This is a genomic window from Caballeronia telluris (genome assembly GCF_001544495.1).
GTDB classification, from domain to species: domain Bacteria; phylum Pseudomonadota; class Gammaproteobacteria; order Burkholderiales; family Burkholderiaceae; genus Caballeronia; species Caballeronia telluris.
Genome location: NZ_FCNZ02000030.1, coordinates 1 through 15,480, shown reverse-complemented (window position 1 = coordinate 15,480; position 15,480 = coordinate 1). Strand labels below are relative to the sequence as shown.

11 protein-coding genes and 1 pseudogene are annotated in these 15,480 nt (G+C 60.5%); 1 reads left to right on the top strand and 11 read right to left on the bottom strand.

The genetic code is table 11. The annotated features are described in order from the left end of the window. Positions 1–9: 9 nt before the first annotated feature. The 9 genes and pseudogenes from AWB66_RS27225 to AWB66_RS27185 all read right to left on the bottom strand — a co-directional run bounded on the left by AWB66_RS27225 (position 10) and on the right by AWB66_RS27185 (position 12,094). Positions 10–1,005, bottom strand: a complete 996-nt coding sequence (locus AWB66_RS27225) for a glycosyltransferase family protein (protein ID WP_087633216.1) — start codon at positions 1,003–1,005, stop codon at positions 10–12. Beyond that, positions 1,002–2,555 (bottom strand): class I SAM-dependent methyltransferase, encoded by a 1,554-nt coding sequence (locus AWB66_RS27220; RefSeq protein WP_087633189.1) that lies wholly within the window; start codon positions 2,553–2,555, stop codon positions 1,002–1,004. The genes AWB66_RS27225 and AWB66_RS27220 overlap by 4 nt, the downstream gene beginning before the upstream one ends. Before the next feature lie 909 nt (positions 2,556–3,464). Next, positions 3,465–4,634: an IS91 family transposase gene (locus tag AWB66_RS27215; RefSeq protein ID WP_087633188.1), complete on the bottom strand. Its 1,170-nt coding sequence runs from the start codon at positions 4,632–4,634 to the stop codon at positions 3,465–3,467. A 21-nt stretch (positions 4,635–4,655) separates the two neighbouring features. Beyond that, positions 4,656–5,531 carry a tyrosine-type recombinase/integrase gene (locus AWB66_RS27210; protein WP_087633187.1) on the bottom strand — a complete coding sequence of 292 codons (876 nt, stop codon included), beginning with the start codon at positions 5,529–5,531 and terminating at the stop codon, positions 4,656–4,658. A 410-nt stretch (positions 5,532–5,941) separates the two neighbouring features. Next, complete coding sequence (locus AWB66_RS27205) at positions 5,942–7,375, bottom strand: MFS transporter (protein WP_407642332.1); 1,434 nt, start codon at positions 7,373–7,375, stop codon at positions 5,942–5,944. Positions 7,376–7,428: 53 nt separating this feature from the next. After that, a pseudogene (locus tag AWB66_RS27200) lies at positions 7,429–8,463 on the bottom strand (amidohydrolase family protein); the annotation flags it as partial. Beyond that, positions 8,442–9,758, bottom strand: a complete 1,317-nt coding sequence (locus AWB66_RS27195) for an MFS transporter (protein WP_087633184.1) — start codon at positions 9,756–9,758, stop codon at positions 8,442–8,444. The pseudogene AWB66_RS27200 and the gene AWB66_RS27195, both read right to left, overlap by 22 nt. An 81-nt stretch (positions 9,759–9,839) precedes the next feature. After that, the gene (locus tag AWB66_RS27190; RefSeq protein WP_087633183.1) at positions 9,840–11,114 is read right to left on the bottom strand and encodes a CaiB/BaiF CoA transferase family protein; all 1,275 of its coding nucleotides are present in this window, start codon (positions 11,112–11,114) and stop codon (positions 9,840–9,842) included. Then, positions 11,111–12,094, bottom strand: a complete 984-nt coding sequence (locus AWB66_RS27185; protein WP_087633182.1) for a hydroxymethylglutaryl-CoA lyase — start codon at positions 12,092–12,094, stop codon at positions 11,111–11,113. Before AWB66_RS27185 ends, AWB66_RS27190 begins: the two co-directional genes overlap by 4 nt. Before the next feature lie 156 nt (positions 12,095–12,250). Here AWB66_RS27185 and AWB66_RS27180 point away from each other — a divergent pair, with 156 nt between their 5' ends. Beyond that, positions 12,251–13,069 carry an IclR family transcriptional regulator gene (locus AWB66_RS27180; RefSeq protein ID WP_087633181.1) on the top strand — a complete coding sequence of 273 codons (819 nt, stop codon included), beginning with the start codon at positions 12,251–12,253 and terminating at the stop codon, positions 13,067–13,069. A gap of 221 nt (positions 13,070–13,290) precedes the next feature. Here the strand turns inward: AWB66_RS27180 and AWB66_RS27175 are convergent, their stop codons facing one another. Both AWB66_RS27175 and AWB66_RS27170 read right to left on the bottom strand, forming a co-directional pair. Beyond that, a complete protein-coding gene (locus tag AWB66_RS27175; RefSeq protein ID WP_087633180.1) occupies positions 13,291–13,572 on the bottom strand; it encodes a hypothetical protein in 282 nt (93 codons plus the stop codon). 336 nt (positions 13,573–13,908) lie between these two features. Further along, entirely contained in the window at positions 13,909–14,895 is a 987-nt protein-coding gene (locus AWB66_RS27170; protein WP_087633179.1) for a restriction endonuclease, read from the bottom strand. Between the last annotated feature and the right edge of the window lie 585 nt (positions 14,896–15,480).

Below are 15,480 nucleotides of genomic sequence, written 5' to 3'. Positions count from 1 at the left end.
CGCTGCCGCTCAGCGCATAAGCTCCGTTACGCGGCGCCGCTCGTCCGGCGTAAGATATGCCACGGCGCCGCCGGCGAAATAGACCTCGATCGCGCGGATGGCGTCCTCCGCCGTGATCAGGTCCAGACAGCGCGGCAGCGTGCCGACCACGTCAACGCAGCAGTTCTCTGGCGCATCCTTCTCGTCGCCATCCCCGAGCGGAACGGCGCGTGACCGCCAGCATCCACCGTTGTCGCAGCAGCGCAGCGCACCCGCGCGATGCAGGAACTGGTGATGCGGATAGGCCTCCCACTGCGGCGGCTCGCGACCACCCGCGACGACGACGCACGGCCGGTTGCGCGGCAGGCCGGGCCGGCATTCGATCGCCGCGGCCATGTGCATCATCATCGTTACCGGGCACAGCGCGCCCTGCGAGTGATAGACGAGCCGTATGAGCTGGCGAAGGCTGGTCTTGCCGCGCAGGTCGATGACGCCGCGCAGCCGCGGATGCACGTGGCCGTTCTCGCCCACCTGGACGAACAGCACGTGCCCGGAGAAATAGTCGACAACGCGCTGATAGCGGACAGGGTCCCACCACTTGGCCGTGAAATCATTCTTGCCGCCCGCGACCACGATCCAGAACGGCAACTGCTCGCCGACAATCTCGCCCACCTGAGAAGTCCAGCTCTTCTCGAGGTCCGAGAGGTGAATGTCGCCGCGAAATTCCGTGGGACGCACCGCCAGCCCGAGCCGCTCGTTCAGGTGCTCGATGAAGCCGTGGATGAAGTGATACGGCGTGACGTTGCTGCGATGGATCAGCGGATATTCGCAGTCGATGGTCTCGACCGACGGGTCATCGTCGGCGACGGGCGTGATGTACGGGTTGTTCTCCCAGATCTCCGGGCATGGCGTGCGCACGTCGGTCTCGAACTCGCCAGGATAGGTTCGATGTAGGTCACGCACGGCCGCAGTCAGCATCACGATGTCGCCGGGAGACTGGCCGTTGCGCAGGATGAGCTTTCTCATGGGCTCGCCCGCGTCCACCAGACGCAGCCCGAGGGCGACACGCAAATCTCCCGGAAGCGCTGCGCGACCGCCCGCGCGACCGATGGCCAGCCGTAGTCGTCGCCCGCGATGATTCCGTCAGGATTCAGCTTCGCGCGCCATGCGTCAATATCGCGAAGCACGGCGTCGGTCTCGTGGCTCGCGTCGATAAACAGCATGTCGACGCTGCCGTCCGCGAACAACGCGGCGGCGCTCGCCGAATCGCCCGGCACGTATTGCACGCGTAACGACGGAAACCGCGACAAGTTGGTCAGGTAGGCGCTGCGCGACGGCAGCCGGTGTCCATCCATCGTGCCGTCGAGGCTGCCCGCGAACGATTCGACCGAATAGAAATGGATGTCGCGATTGGCGAATCGCAATCCGAGCGCGAGGACCGATCCGCCTTCGTAGCTACCGAGCTCGACATATCGGCGAACGCCGGGGAAGGACGCGACGAGTTCGATCGTTTCGTTCATGCTGCCCTCGCCCAGACTCATCGCGCGCGGAATACCGTTCAGGAGGCGATCGATCATGCGGTCGGTCAGCGCGTCCCAGCGCTGCCGCGCCACCGGATACACCTGCAGGATCATCGGCAGCGCATGGACGAGATCGTCGGCGAGGTGATGTGCTGCCGGCGGAAGGTACTGGAACGGATCGACCGACCAGTTCCGGCAGCGTCCGAACCATAGCATCGCGAGGAACCAGACATAAGGATAGACCTGGCCCGCATGCGCGCCGAACACGTGGTCGCGATGCTCGATGGCCCAGAACTTGTCGCTGCCACCGCAATGGAAGGCCCGCTGTCTTTGTCTGCCGGCGGCGTGGTTGATGAAAGCGCCGTGCTTGAAGTCGATCGTCGATTGCCAGTAGATCCCGTGCTGGCTCCACAGCGCGTTGTCGAGCAGGTGGACGCTCGCCGACCGGTTGGCGGCATAAAGTACGGCGTTCAGCACGCCTTGGTCGCCGTGCCCAGGATAAGGTCCGAGTCCGTTGAACACCGCCGCCGCGCAGCACTCGGCCCAGCGTCGCACAATCGCGGTATTCGCCGGGTTAACCGCGCAAAAGAACAAGGACGTGCTCATGTAGCGCGCGTTGTGCGCCGGCGTGTCGATACCGTAGGCCGCGTAGGTGTCGTTGTAGTGCGCGCCATCGCCGTCCGCTCCGCCCACGAAGCCGCCGGACTCGGCGCACATGCGGATTTCGCGATCGACGTCGGAGCAAAGCACGCAGTCTGAGTCGATGCCGATTAGCACATCGAAGTCGCCGCGCTCGGCCAGGTCGCACATGCAATAGGCCTTGAGCTCCCATGCATCGATATGTCGGCCATCGCGCGCGAAGGCCGATGAGTCGATCAGGCGTATCCGGGGGTCGTTGGACAGGCAGTCGGCTTGTGATTCGCTCACGCGCCGCGGCTCGTTATTGATGACGTATACGGTCGTCTGCGCGTGAAATTCGAGCACGCTGCTGACGGTCGCAAGTGTGCCGGGAAAGAAATTCCAGTCCGTAACGGTGATGAAGGCGTACCGGATCATGACACCATCACATCGGCGGCAGCATGAATCCCCGCGTTGCGACTCCGATCGCCTTCGCGCCACCGGCGTCCCGTGCCGCTTGAAGTCTGACGCCGGTTTCGCACCTTGCTGTCGGCGTCCTCTTTCAGGAGATCCATGCGCTAGTCATTTGAGACGTTCCCGCTTCTCAAGCGGGCAGCGTAGGCCACTGCATCTTACACGAAGAATGCCACGCTTGAGACGCGCGGAAAAACGCTGGCGGCAACCAATCACCGGTCTCATTTTGTCACGGTTGCGCGCGGCTGACTGGGACGTTTGGCGTCAGGATTCAACGGCGGGTTTGCGCGGGCCCTTAGGGTTCCCTATGTAGCCAAACTCCGTCAGCTCAGAGTCCTCGAGCGGTAGCTGACGACACGATTAATCGCACACGGATGTATCAATGGCCGCCTAGGCCGACAACGTGCCGGCCGCCACAGACTCACGGATGGCCGTTGGGCCTCGGAAGCGGGCATTGACGCAGTGGCGGTTCCAATGGCGGCTCAGGGTCGGGTTCAGCCGACGGCGGCAGGCGGCGGTCGTTAAGGGTTATTCGATGCCTGCCATCGATCACAGGAATGTGACGGTGCCTCTGCGCGTGTTGGCAGGCGTCGAATAAACCCGATGGAGGAAACCGCGGAGTGCCCCACTGCGATTGGAGGGTTCGCGGCTATGGCGATTGATAGACCGGAATGGTCAGTGGTGCCGGATGCGGCAAGCTCAGGCGGGGTGCCGGAGGGGCGCTGACGCCGTAGCGAAGTGGTTTAGTCGTGCATTCGCGATGATGAGGCGGCTGGGCGAAGCGCTTCGCGTAGCGACACGCGCAGGCTTCCATCCTTGGGCCGCGTTGCCGCGGAGCCAACGTTCGACAGGCAGGTCGAGGAACCGTGGAGTTCATGCCGGATCCCGGCGCATTGGCGGTGCGCGGATCGGGGCGCTGCGCCCGAGGATTTCGATGACGATCATCGGTGCGCCGCAGTGCCGACAGATGAAGACGGGGCGGGTTTCGATGATGGCGTCGTCCGGCGACGGGCTGAGCTCGGGTGCGACGTGCAGCAGATCGCGCACCTTTGCGAGATTGGCGCGGCGCACCGGGTTGGCGAGCAGCCCGAAGTGGCGGATCCGATGGAAACCACCGGGCAGCACATGGAGCAGGAAGCGGCGCATGAATTCGCCGGTTTCGAGGGTCATGGTCTTGTAGCGGGTGCGTCCCTTCGCACGGTAGTCCTTCCAGCGGAACGTCACGCCACGCTCATCGACGGCGACCAGACGTTGGTTGGAGATGGCGACGCGGTGCGTGTAGCGTGAGAGGTACTCGAGCACCGCCTTCGGTCCGGCGAACGGGCGCTTGGCGTAGACCACCCATTCGCAAGTACGTAGGGGCGCAAGCCATCGGGCGAAGGTGGCGGGGTCGGCGAGCCCGGTGTACTCGCCGAAGAACTGCAGGTCGCCACGGTGGTGAACCGACTGGAGTGCCTCGAGGAAGCGGCGTCGGAACAGGCGTGAGAGGACGCGCACGGGCAGGAAGAAGCCGGGCCGGCAGGCGATCCAGCGCTCACCGTCAGGCGACAGCCCGCCACCGGGGACGATGCCGTGCACATGCGGGTGATGCGTGAGCGCCGATCCCCAAGTGTGCAGCACGAGCGTGGCGCCGATCTGGGCGCCGAGATGCCTGGGATCCTCGGCGATCGAGCGCAGCGTGTCGGCGGCGATGTCGAACAGCAGCCCGTAGATGACCCGCTTGTTGTACCAGGCGATCGCGCTGATTGGCGCGGGCAGCGTGAAGACGACGTGGAAGTACTCGACGGGTAGCAGATCGGCCTGACGCGCCTCTAGCCAGCGGTGTGCGGCGCTGGCCTGGCACTTCGGGCAATGCCGGTCCCGGCACGAGTTGAAGGACACCTCGGTCCTTGTGCAGCCTGAACAGCGCAGCACATGTCCGCCCAGTGCCGCCGTGCGGCACCGTTCGATGGCCGACATGACCTTCAGCTGCCCCAGGCTCAAGTGTGTCGTGGCTCGCCACGCTGGCCCGTGGCTGCGGAAGATGTCCGCAACCTCCAGCATGAGGCGTTACAGCCCGCGGGTCTACTCTGAGGGCAGACGGTCCAGCGGACTGGTGACCTCGTGCAGCAGGTCGGTGGCCACCTGGACGTAGAGCGCGGTGTTCTCGAGCTTTGCATGGCCGAGCAGCACCTGGATCACGCGGATATCCACCTTCTGTTCGAGGAGATGTGTCGCAAAGCTATGGCGTAGTGTGTGCATGGACACGCGTTTGTCGATGTTCGCAGTCTCGGCGGCGGCATGAATGGCACGGTTCAACTGTCGCGTGCTCAACTGATCGAGCGGATCGAGTCCGGGAAACAGCCACCCACCATCGAGCATCTTGCCCTGCGCACGGGCCACGCGCCACCACACACGCAGACGTTCGAGCAGCACCGGCGAGAGCATCGCGTAGCGGTCACGGCGGCCCTTGCCCTGCTCGATACGCAGTGTCATGCGTTCGCTGTCGACGTCGGTGACCTTCAGCGCCACCACTTCGCTGGCGCGTAGCCCCGCGCCGTACGCGACCGACAGCGCGGTCTGGTGCTTCAGGTTGCCGGCCGCCTCGATGAGTCGCCGCACTTCATCGGGACTGAGCACGACGGGCAATATGCGGGGCACACGCACCGGTTGCATCCTGACCATCAGCTCGGGGCGGTCGAGCGTGACTGTGAAGAAAAACTTCAGGCCGGTAATCGCGTGGTTCAGCGACACGGCGGATGTGCCGTGGTCGACCATATAGAGCTGGTAGCGGCGCAGGTCCTCGACGGTGGCCGTGTCAGGTGAGCGCCCGAGGAAGCGGGCGAACTCACGCACGATGTGCAGATAGATGTCCTGCGTCTTGGGGGCAAGCTGTCGCATGCGCATGTCGTCGATCATGCGTTGGCGCAAGGGGCTGGCGTTTGCCGGTAAGGAGGTCATGATTCGGCTCCTGCTGGAGAGCGAGGCGGATTGCCTCATTCGCCAACATAAAGCCGCGTGACCGGCCTCTCCCTGACCTCTCGCGTCAGACCGTAGCCCCTACCGCGCGAGCGGTTTAGTTCATCGGCCACATTCGGTCGGTGAACTGCGCTACCGTTCGGACGCTCGAACGTCCGCTTGACCTCAGGCAGCGGACCGTTATCGGATGATGGATGACGTCACTGACTCAGGAACGTTTGGGTTTGACCGGCTGTGGTGTTCAGCATGTGATTCTTGTGCGAACGGAAGCCCTCTGCAGGCCGCGCCCTGCCGTAGCAGTGGTCTCGCCCCGCATCGGTTCCCCTTCGCGACGTCGCGCCCGCTCGCATTGCGCTGGGAACAACAGCCGCGGTCGCGCCGCGATTCGCTGCTCAATGCGAAACCTCATCTAGTGTGCGATTGTTTGTCCGCGGACCGAAAAAACCGATCGCTCCCATGACCATCAGCATCGCGCCGCTGATTAAGCCGAACACACCCTCGACACCGAAGTGCCGCAGCGCGGACGCGATCATGAACCCCGAGAACATGGCGGAGAGGCGCGACATCGAATAGACGAAGCCGACCGCCGTGGCGCGGATGCGCGTTGGAAAAAGCTCAGTCTGGTATGCGTGATAACCAACAGAGAGCAGTGTGCCCGACAGCGTTATCAACACGCCGAGCACCATCAGCATGGCGGGCGACGTCTGCGTCGCAAACAAGCTGCCGAAGACGGCGATACCAAGCGCCGAGAGTACGATCAGCGTCTTCCGTTCGATTCGATCGGCGAACGCCATCGCCAGCAAAGGCCCGAAAGGATTCGATGCAGCGATGAGGAACGAGTACATCAGGCTATGCGTGACCGTCACCCCTTTGGAAACTAGCAGCGTCGGCACCCATGACGCGAAGCCGTAGAAGCCGATGGCCTGGAAGAGGTTGAAGACGAGCATCGTAATCGCGCGGCGACGATACGGCGGCTGCCAGATCTCGCTAAAGCGCGCCTTGCCGACGACGGCGGCGGGCCCGACGTTCTCGGCGGGCGCAGGAAGGATCTCGCCATATTGTTGCTCGACCTTGGCTTCCAGCGCGCGCATCACGCTTTCGGCTTCGTCCAGGCGTCCTTGCTGCGCGAGCCAGCGTGGGCTCTCGGGCACGCGGCGGCGGATTGCCCAGACCACCAAAGCGCCCAGCGCACCAATGATCACGACCCAGCGCCATCCGTCGATGCCCAACGGAGCGCGCGGCACTAGCCACCACGCGAACAGCGCGACGGCGGGAACCGCCGTGTACTGCACCAGATGCACGAACGCAAAAGCGCGGCCGCGCAGATTCTTCGGCACCAACTCACTGACGTATGTATCGATTGTCACCAGTTCGACTCCTACGCCGATGCCCGCGATCAGACGCCACAGATTGATGGCAAAGGCGCTGTCTTGCCACGCCATCACGAACGTCGCGACCGAATACCAGAGCAGCGAGACGGTGAAGATCGTCTTGCGTCCGTAGCGGTCAGCGAGGCGCGTGAAACAGAACGTGCCGATGAAAAGCCCCGCGAACGATGCCGCGACGAACGCGCCAAGTCCAGAGAAGCCGAAGAACGAGGCCGTCGTGGTGGAATATAAGCCGCTCTTGACGAGGCCCGGACCGACGTACGCGGCAAAGAACAGGTCATAGAACTCGAACCATCCGCCGATCGACAGCATGAATACCAGCATCCAGACCGAGCGCGTCGCCGGCAGACGGTCGATGCGTGCGTTGATACGTTCCGGTCCACTGGCACTCGGTGAAACGTGTGGCGGGTTCATCCCGTCGGCGGGTAGGCTGGCCATCTGCATGTCTCCTTGGTAACCCTTAGTAATTCTTTATTCGACGCGTATGCGCCTCAGGCGAGACGATAGACGTTTGTTACAGTGCCCTGAAACAGAGCGTGGCGATCGTGTGCGCTTGCATCGGCGGTAAGTCGTTTGAACGCATTCCAGCCGTTGCTGAACGGGTAGGAGCCTTTGTCAACCGGAAAATTGCTTTCAAACATACAGCGATTAGCACCGAACGCCTCGATGCACGTATGCATCCAGGGCTTCCAAGTTTCGGCTAGTTCGATGGAGGACGGCGGCTTCTCACCCTTTTCGAAGTCGAAGCCGTTGATCCGCATGCCGAGCCCACCCAACTTCACATAAACGTTCGGCAACCGCGCTAGTTCGCGCATTGAGCGCGACCACGAATCAAAAACTTCCCTTCGGTGATCCGTGTAGCTGCCGATTCGCACCACGCCCCCGCAGTGGTTAATGATGAAAGGCGTATCTGGATTCGCCTTGGCGAGATCGAACAACTCGGGGAGTTGAGGAAAAAACAGCCATGCGTCGTAAGACAGTCGCAACGACTTCAGCTGAGCGACGCCTGCACGGTAAGTGGGATCGAGCAGCAAACCGCCCGGAACGGCCGACAGCGGATTCACAAGGGTCGCATCGGCATCCCACGTTACCAGGTGACGTACACCTCGTAAGCGGCCGTCGCCTGCCTCCAGTTCTGCCTCAAGCACCTCTCGTACCGCAGCGCCGCGTCTGAGATCCGCGTATCCCACAAGACCTTTAGCAACCTGCGGCCTCTCCTTTTGCATGGGCGCGGTGACTTGAGCCACATACTCAACCTCACCGACTGGACGAAGCTGTTCCGGGCCAGTGGAGCGGTAGCGAGTCAGTCCCTGCATGAAGACGGATGCAGTGATGTTGTGCCCCGAGCGCGCATCCTCCAAATACTCATTGAGCAAATAGGTCCAACCCTGGCGCTCGTATAAGTGGTGATGCGCGTCGATAATGGGCATATCCGGTTCGAGCGCCGCTTCCGTTGCGGACGCAAGCCACTCCGCGCGGACAGGGAGGTAATTGCTGGTTGTGCTCATGCTGCGCGATTCCTCTTTTCGAAGGCCAACAGGGAAAGTGTCAACAAGGTCGTCACACCGAGTACGACAGCCAAACCAAGCATGCCTGCGGTGAAGGTGCCGTAACTGTCCTTCAAGTAGCCGACGAGGTATGGGCCGGCGAAACCACCCAGTGCACCGATAGAGTTGATGAGTGCGAGTCCGCCGGCGGCCGCCTGACCGGACAGGAACCGAGCCGGCAGCGTGTAAAAGATCGTGCGGCCAGCAATAGTGCCGATCAATGCCAATGTAATGCCCGTCAATGCCGGAGTAAGCTGCTGGAAATACGTTGAAACGCCGAGCGCCATCGCGCCGATAAAAAGACCTGCTGCAAGATTGGCGATGTGGCCGCCGCGACGATCAACCCGCTTTGCCCACCAAAGAAGCGCGATGGTCGCGAAGAAGTAAGGTATCGCGGACACCCAGCCCGTCTGCGTTACGCTCATGCCATGAGCTTTGAGCATCTGCGGCAACCAGATCCCGATGCCATATGAGCCCATCGTGAAGCCGAAGGAGATCATCGCGAGGATGTACATTCGTACATCCTTCAAAGCTGCGCTGAAATTCTTTTTCTTCGAACTTGCAGTGCCCTCTCGGTCAAACGCGCTTTGCAGTGCCTGACGCTCTTCCGGCGACAGCCACTTCGCATCTGCGGGCTTGTCCGCAAGCATCTTCAAAACAAAGAAGCCCAAAATGCACGCCGGCAGGCCTTCGACAATAAACATCCACTTCCATCCGGCAAGCCCGAGGACGCCGTCCATCTTCAGAAGCCAGGTGGACAAAGGCCCGCCTACCAATGACGAAAGCGGTGTCGAGACCGTGAACCATGCGAGTACTCGCGTGCGATAGGTGGCCGGAAACCACACCGCCAGAAAGAAGATCACGCCCGGAAAGAAACCTGCCTCGCCGATACCCAGCAGAAGACGAATTGCATAAAAGCTGGTCGGTCCGACCGCGAGCGCCGTCGCGGCGGCGAAAAAGCCCCAGGTGATCATGATGCGCGCGAGCCACCGTCGGGCGCCAAACCGATACAACGCGAGATTGCTCGGCACTTCGCACAGGCAATAGCCCGCGAACATGATGCCCGCACCCCAGCCGAACTGCGTCGCGGTCAGGCCGAGGTCGCGGTTCATCGTCAGCGCCGCGAAGCCGACGCTGGTGCGATCGAGATAATTAAAGAAGTAAGCGAGAGCAAGAAGAGGGATGAAACGCCACGCAGCTTTTCTAACGGCCTGCTGTTCAAGGGTGGTATTGACGGCGCTTTCGGCCGCAATATTTGATGATATGGATGTCATGCTTCGTCTCCGGATGAAGCACCGGGCCGCGCGCTGTCATGCCGACGCGCGGCGCATTGCTTCTAATAGGTGCTTTCCGATTCAGGCGCTCGCCAGTTCGTTGGCAGATGGATTGGACGTATCGCCGGACTGGCTTGCCTGGCACTTGACGACGCCGGCGTCCGCCAGTTGCTTGAGCTCTTCTGACGAGTAACCCAACTGTTGAAGCAGAGCGCGCGTGTCCTGGCCAAGTGAGGGCGGAGCCGCGCGCAACTGCAGTCGTTCGCCGCTAAGCGTCAAGGGCAGCAGTGCTGTTTTCGTGGACACTGACTGGCCGGCACCGCTTGCGTCAGGAGGAAGGGTGACGTCGGCTAGGCCGCCCGTTGCAAGAAGATGCGGATCGTCGAACAGGTCCTGCGGTTTCGTAATCGGCGCATAAGGCAGTCCGCAGCGCTCGAAGATCGCGCTAATTTCTGCTGCGGAGAACGCTTTCATATGCTCACGAAGTTGCGGCATCAGCCATTCGCGAGCTTGCACGCGCTGATTGTTGCTGGTGATACGCTCATCGGATTTCAGCTCGTCGAGGCCGAACGCGTCGCAGAAGAGCGCCCATTGCGTATCCGAGACAACCGCCAGAAAGATCTGCTCGTCGTCCTTGACCGAGAAAACATCGTAGACAGCCCACGCCGAGATGCGGCTTGGCATCGGCGCGGCGGCCTTGCCGGTGACCGCGTACTGCATCATGTGCTGCGCGACGAGGAACACGTTGTTCTCGAACAAGGCGCTTTGCACTTCCTGTCCAAGTCCGGTGCGTTCGCGCTGCGCGAGCGCCGCCATTGCGCCGATTGCGCCGAACATGCCGCCCATGATGTCGTTGACGCTCGTACCTGCGCGCAGCGGTCTTCCTTCGGGCCCAGTCATATAGGCGAGGCCCCCCATCATCTGCACAACTTCATCGAGCGCGGTGCGATGGTCATACGGGCCAGGTAGGAAGCCTTTATGCGAAACGTAGACCAGACGGGAGTTGAGTTTGGACAACGCGGCATAACCGAGGCCGAGCTTGTCCATCGTGCCGCTCTTGAAGTTTTCGCTGAACACGTCTGCGCCGGCAAGAAGTTTGTGGACGATTTCCAAACCCCGTGGATCCTTGAGATCAACGGCGAGGCTCTTCTTGTTGCGGTTGAAGGTACTGAAGAAGCCGGCTCCGGAACCGCGAAGGTTGCGGGTACTGTCGCCGGTGATCGGCTCCACCTTGATGACTTCCGCGCCGAGGTCGGCCAGCACCATGCCGCATGTCGGCCCCATTACCATGTGCGTCATCTCCACGACACGCACGCCGCTGTACGGCAAGGATTGGTTCGATTGCACTTCGCTCATTGCGCCGCTCCCAACAAACAGCCTTCCGGTTGAGGCGCACTCGGCGCGCGCCCGTCTGCATACGAGAAGCCTTTCGGCAAACCCGCGTCTTGCACGTGTCCGTAAAGCCCTTCGCCAGGAAGCGCCTCTGCGAGGATCGCCCGTGCCGCGATGAGCTTGTCGATATCGACACCTGTGTCGTAGCCCATCGCTTCCAACAGGAATGCAAGGTCTTCAGTGACGATATTTCCCGTTGCACCGGGCGCGTAGGGACAGCCTCCGAGGCCCGCTTGGCTTGAATCGATGGTGGTCACGCCGACGTCGAGTGCGGCGACGACGTTTGCGAGGCCCTGCCCGCGCGTGTTATGAAAGTGGGCACCGCCTGCCTTTTCCCCGACTTCGGATTGCAGCCGACGGAACAGGCGACGAACCTGAACGGGGTTGGCATAGCCACTCGTGTCAGAAAGGCCGATTTCGTCGACGCCGCATTCGGCCATTGCAAGGCACATGCGAATCGTTTGGTCGTCGGTCACCGTGCCCGCGATGGTGCAGCCGAACGCAACCGAAACACCCGCTTCGATCTCGATGCCGGGGAACTGCTCGTCGCGCAATGCGACGATCTTGCGTACCTCTTCAATCAATTGCTCGGTGGTTTTACGGATATTGGCCAATGCGTGCTCATCGGTTACTGACACCGGCAACGTGATCTTATGTACGCCTGCTTCGAAAGCGCCCTGCGAGCCCCGCAGGTTGGGGGCCAGAACAGCGACATGCAGGCCCGGAATGGTCAAGGCGTGCGCGACGACGTCGCGAATGTCGGCCATCTGCGGCAAGAGCTTGGGAGGAACGAAAGAGCCCACCTCGATTTCTTGAAGTCCGGCTGCTGCCAGCGCCGAAATCCATCGAAGTTTGGCCGCCGTGGGCATGACGCTCTTGATGCTTTGCAGACCGTCGCGCGGCCCGACTTCGCTGATCAAGACTTGAGGACGTGAGGTGCTCATATTGCTCCTGAGTTCTGTTGGGCAGAATGATGTTTCGTTAGTAAGAACTATAGGCGCGTCACCGAAACAAGAGAAGAAGGGTTAACCCAGAATTATAGAACTGGAGTTCTGTCACGCAGAACTGTATAGTGGAGGAACGCTAACTGGGGAGGTCCAATGAACAAAGAGGCGTCGAAGAAAAATCCGTCCACTGACGCTAAAGAAGCGTCCAGCGGCGTCGCCGTCTTGGACCGGGCATTCGCCATACTTGATGCGTTCGGACCAACCGACGACCGCCTGACGCTCACCGAGCTTTCACGCCGAACCGACCTTTATAAGAGTACGGTTCTGCGACTGCTCGGCGCTTTGGAACACGGCGGCTTCATTCGAAAACTGAGCGACGGGCAATATGCGATTGGTCATCAGCCGTTAAGGCTTGCGACGCTCTATCAGCGATCCTTCCAGGTGGGGCCTGTCATCGAACCCTTGCTACAGCAGTTGAGCACGGAGCTTGGTGAAACGGCGAGCTTCTACGTGCGTCAGGGCGATCATCGGCTCGTGCTTTATCGCTTCGAGCCGAGCCGCAGCGTGCGGGTATCGATTCGCGTCGGGGAAGAGTTCGCAATCGATAAGGGCGCTTCCGGCAAAGTATTGCTGGCTTTCACCGAGACGCTGGATCCGCGCTGGCAGGAGATTCGAGATCGGCTATGGGCCGTCTCGTTCGGGGAGCGGGACCCCGAAACGACATCGGCGTCAGTGCCTGTGTTTGACTCGTTCGGGGAGTTGCAGGGCGCGTTGACGCTTTCCGGGCCAAAAGGACGGTTCGATGTTCCGGCGGTCATTAACTCCGCATTAGCGACTTTGCTCCACAGCGCGCGGCGGGCGACTGTTGCACTCGGCGGCAGAGGATCGCGGTACGACGCGAGCATAGCGACCATCGCACAAACGCCTGTGACCGCCGGTGGAAGCGAAATTGCCCGCGGGACAGCGGGTTGACGCTTTGCTAGCCAACCGGAGCAGCGTCGTCTGCACGAGGCACGACTTTCCCTGGGCGGCTACGGCGGTTGATGGTCTCGACAGCGCTCATTGCGCCATGTCACCGTTGAACGACCGCGTTAAGGTCGGGTAAGGAGTTCAGAGATTCGACCGCCGTCCGCAGCGATGTGTCTAATGCAGATTGGAGCACTGCCCACTCGACGATTACTTCTTAGGAGGATTTACGAGCTAGGCTCGTCCCGCTCGCCTTCGGCCAAATCCTCGATCAGTCTCTGGCCGGCTGTATGCCCGCTCATAAGCGCTTCAGCTTCGCTAGCAAACGGGCGCTCGCCAACACCTGAAAGGCGTACCGGCGAAGTGATGGGCGCGCCTTGTCCGGATGTGATTTGTACGACGGCGAAGAAGCCTTCGGGCGCTTGCAGTTTGGCGTTGCGCGACGCAGGTACAACTGGATCTGTCTCAACGACGACCGTGAACGCCTTGTATGCGTAGCTCCGTTTCATCGTGCGCTCCCTCGGCCGTTCCAGCTGTTTAGGGCACTGTACGCGAAAACGCACTGGTCCAGTAATCGCTGTGTTTCTGAGCGAATAACGAATCGGACTTCCGCAGTCGGCCAAAAGCGGCCACTCATCTATCGAAGGAGGCGGCGGTTTGAGCGCCCGCAATCCTTTCGAAGCCGACGAACGACCTCTCCGATCGACGCTAGACTGAAACATCATTGAAAGTGGAGAGGACAATAGCGTTTATCCCCAGCACGCCGATGTGCAGAGGAAAGGATTATTGTGGTCAGTCAACCGCACAACCGTTAGCAGCATGAAATCGCAAATTGATACTCTTCTTCAGAAAAGAGAATGTACTCGATCTCGAAGCATTTGCAAGAGGGCGCCTTCCGATAACAGCGTCGTGCCAGTTGTTCTCGCAAGCTCGAGCGCGGCAGGTGTGAAGTCTCCTTTTGAAATTACCGCCGCATCTGTACATTGGTAATGGCGTGCTCCCGCCGTCACCGCCATTACTGCGGAGACCCCTATTGCGGCCGCATGGTCTTTCGCCTGCACGGCAATCCGTTTTGAACCGATCGAGATGATTAGATCGACGCCGAAGTCGCCTGTAACAGGCGTGCGCTCGCAAGGAACATCGAGTGCGGTAAAGACTGCCTCAAGTTTGGTCTCAAATTCCTGCCCATTGTTTTTCTTGGGCTGCGTGGATCCGGGTTTTACTCGAAAATACTTGACCAGCGCTTCTACTGATGGGAGATCGCGGAAGGACGGGGACAGTTTCTTTTCAAGTGCCTTGGCAGCTTTGGTGTGCATTAACGTGCCATCGGCATACCACATAGATTGCGACGCTAGAATTCCGATTATCTCGTTCTTCATATTGAGCGCAGCCTTTAGCGCCGCAACGGTCCTCGAAGAAATATGCGTCCGAGCATTTCCACAGTCGAGATAAAACTTGATCGACGAATGAGCATCGGGGCACTCTGAGAAATCTTCTACGTAGCTATATATATTTTCCAAATACCTATCGTTAGTGAATTTTTGTCGCCCACGCTCCGGCAGTAAAGGATAGAGCGAAAATCCAACGCCGACCCGATTCTCAAAAAAATCAGGCGAAACTCCACACCTAGAAGCAATTTCCGGGAGAAATGTACTGAGTTGCTTGAGAGCATTTATGCTGTCCCGCGTCAAGCCGCTTTCACTGCAGATCTCCCCCGCTTCAATCGTAGCCGCGTGGCGGTCGTGCAAAATTGATAAGTCCGCGCCTTTTTCCAGCTGCTCTAGAAAGTCTATCGTTCTCTGAACCCAATCGTTCGCCTCTATACTGTGCATTCTCGCTGGTTTGTAACGGTCATATATGATAGTGAACACTGTTTAACATCCCTCATAGTAATGGATGAGATTATAACGACGCTGCCGCTGCACCTTGCGTACGTCGTGCCACTGAATATCGAGGGTCCCGGCCCGTGCACGCTAGTGACCTTGACGTTGTTCGCTTCGACGAGCTCCGTTTCGGCGTGGAACCCGAAGTGCCTGAGCAGCGCATGACCACCGGCATGAGACGCTGGCAATAAGAGGCCTCGGGTGACTGATTTGGGTCGGATCTAGAAGTTCGGGCCGAGGGCGCGGCGGATGCACGGCGCTGAATCGCGATCTTCGGCAAACGGCCAGCTACGGACGTTCGCACCGGCTCTCATGTGGACGTTCGACCGACCGCTCCACCCCAAACAAGCGACTTACGCTCGCGATCATATCGATCGACGCTCGCCTTCCGGGCCACCACGATCATGTTGATGGCGTCGGTGTCCAGCATCCCGGGCGTCGGTGTCCAGCATCACGAGCGCCGGCGCCCAAGTATCGCGATCTAATCATCAGGCTGGAGGCGTGGGAATTAAAGGATCTCGAGCCTGCAAACCT

Excerpts from the sequence above, each read along its gene's own strand:
- AWB66_RS27225 (WP_087633216.1), bottom strand. The coding sequence starts at position 1,005 with ATGAGAAAGCTCATCCTGCGCAACGGCCAGTCTCCCGGCGACATCGTG.
- AWB66_RS27220 (WP_087633189.1), bottom strand. The coding sequence starts at position 2,555 with ATGATCCGGTACGCCTTCATCACCGTTACGGACTGGAATTTCTTTCCC.
- AWB66_RS27215 (WP_087633188.1), bottom strand. The coding sequence starts at position 4,634 with ATGCTGGAGGTTGCGGACATCTTCCGCAGCCACGGGCCAGCGTGGCGA.
- AWB66_RS27210 (WP_087633187.1), bottom strand. The coding sequence starts at position 5,531 with ATGACCTCCTTACCGGCAAACGCCAGCCCCTTGCGCCAACGCATGATC.
- AWB66_RS27205 (WP_407642332.1), bottom strand. The coding sequence starts at position 7,375 with ATGGCCAGCCTACCCGCCGACGGGATGAACCCGCCACACGTTTCACCG.
- AWB66_RS27195 (WP_087633184.1), bottom strand. The coding sequence starts at position 9,758 with ATGACATCCATATCATCAAATATTGCGGCCGAAAGCGCCGTCAATACC.
- AWB66_RS27190 (WP_087633183.1), bottom strand. The coding sequence starts at position 11,114 with ATGAGCGAAGTGCAATCGAACCAATCCTTGCCGTACAGCGGCGTGCGT.
- AWB66_RS27185 (WP_087633182.1), bottom strand. The coding sequence starts at position 12,094 with ATGAGCACCTCACGTCCTCAAGTCTTGATCAGCGAAGTCGGGCCGCGC.
- AWB66_RS27180 (WP_087633181.1), top strand. The coding sequence starts at position 12,251 with ATGAACAAAGAGGCGTCGAAGAAAAATCCGTCCACTGACGCTAAAGAA.
- AWB66_RS27175 (WP_087633180.1), bottom strand. The coding sequence starts at position 13,572 with ATGAAACGGAGCTACGCATACAAGGCGTTCACGGTCGTCGTTGAGACA.
- AWB66_RS27170 (WP_087633179.1), bottom strand. The coding sequence starts at position 14,895 with ATGCACAGTATAGAGGCGAACGATTGGGTTCAGAGAACGATAGACTTT.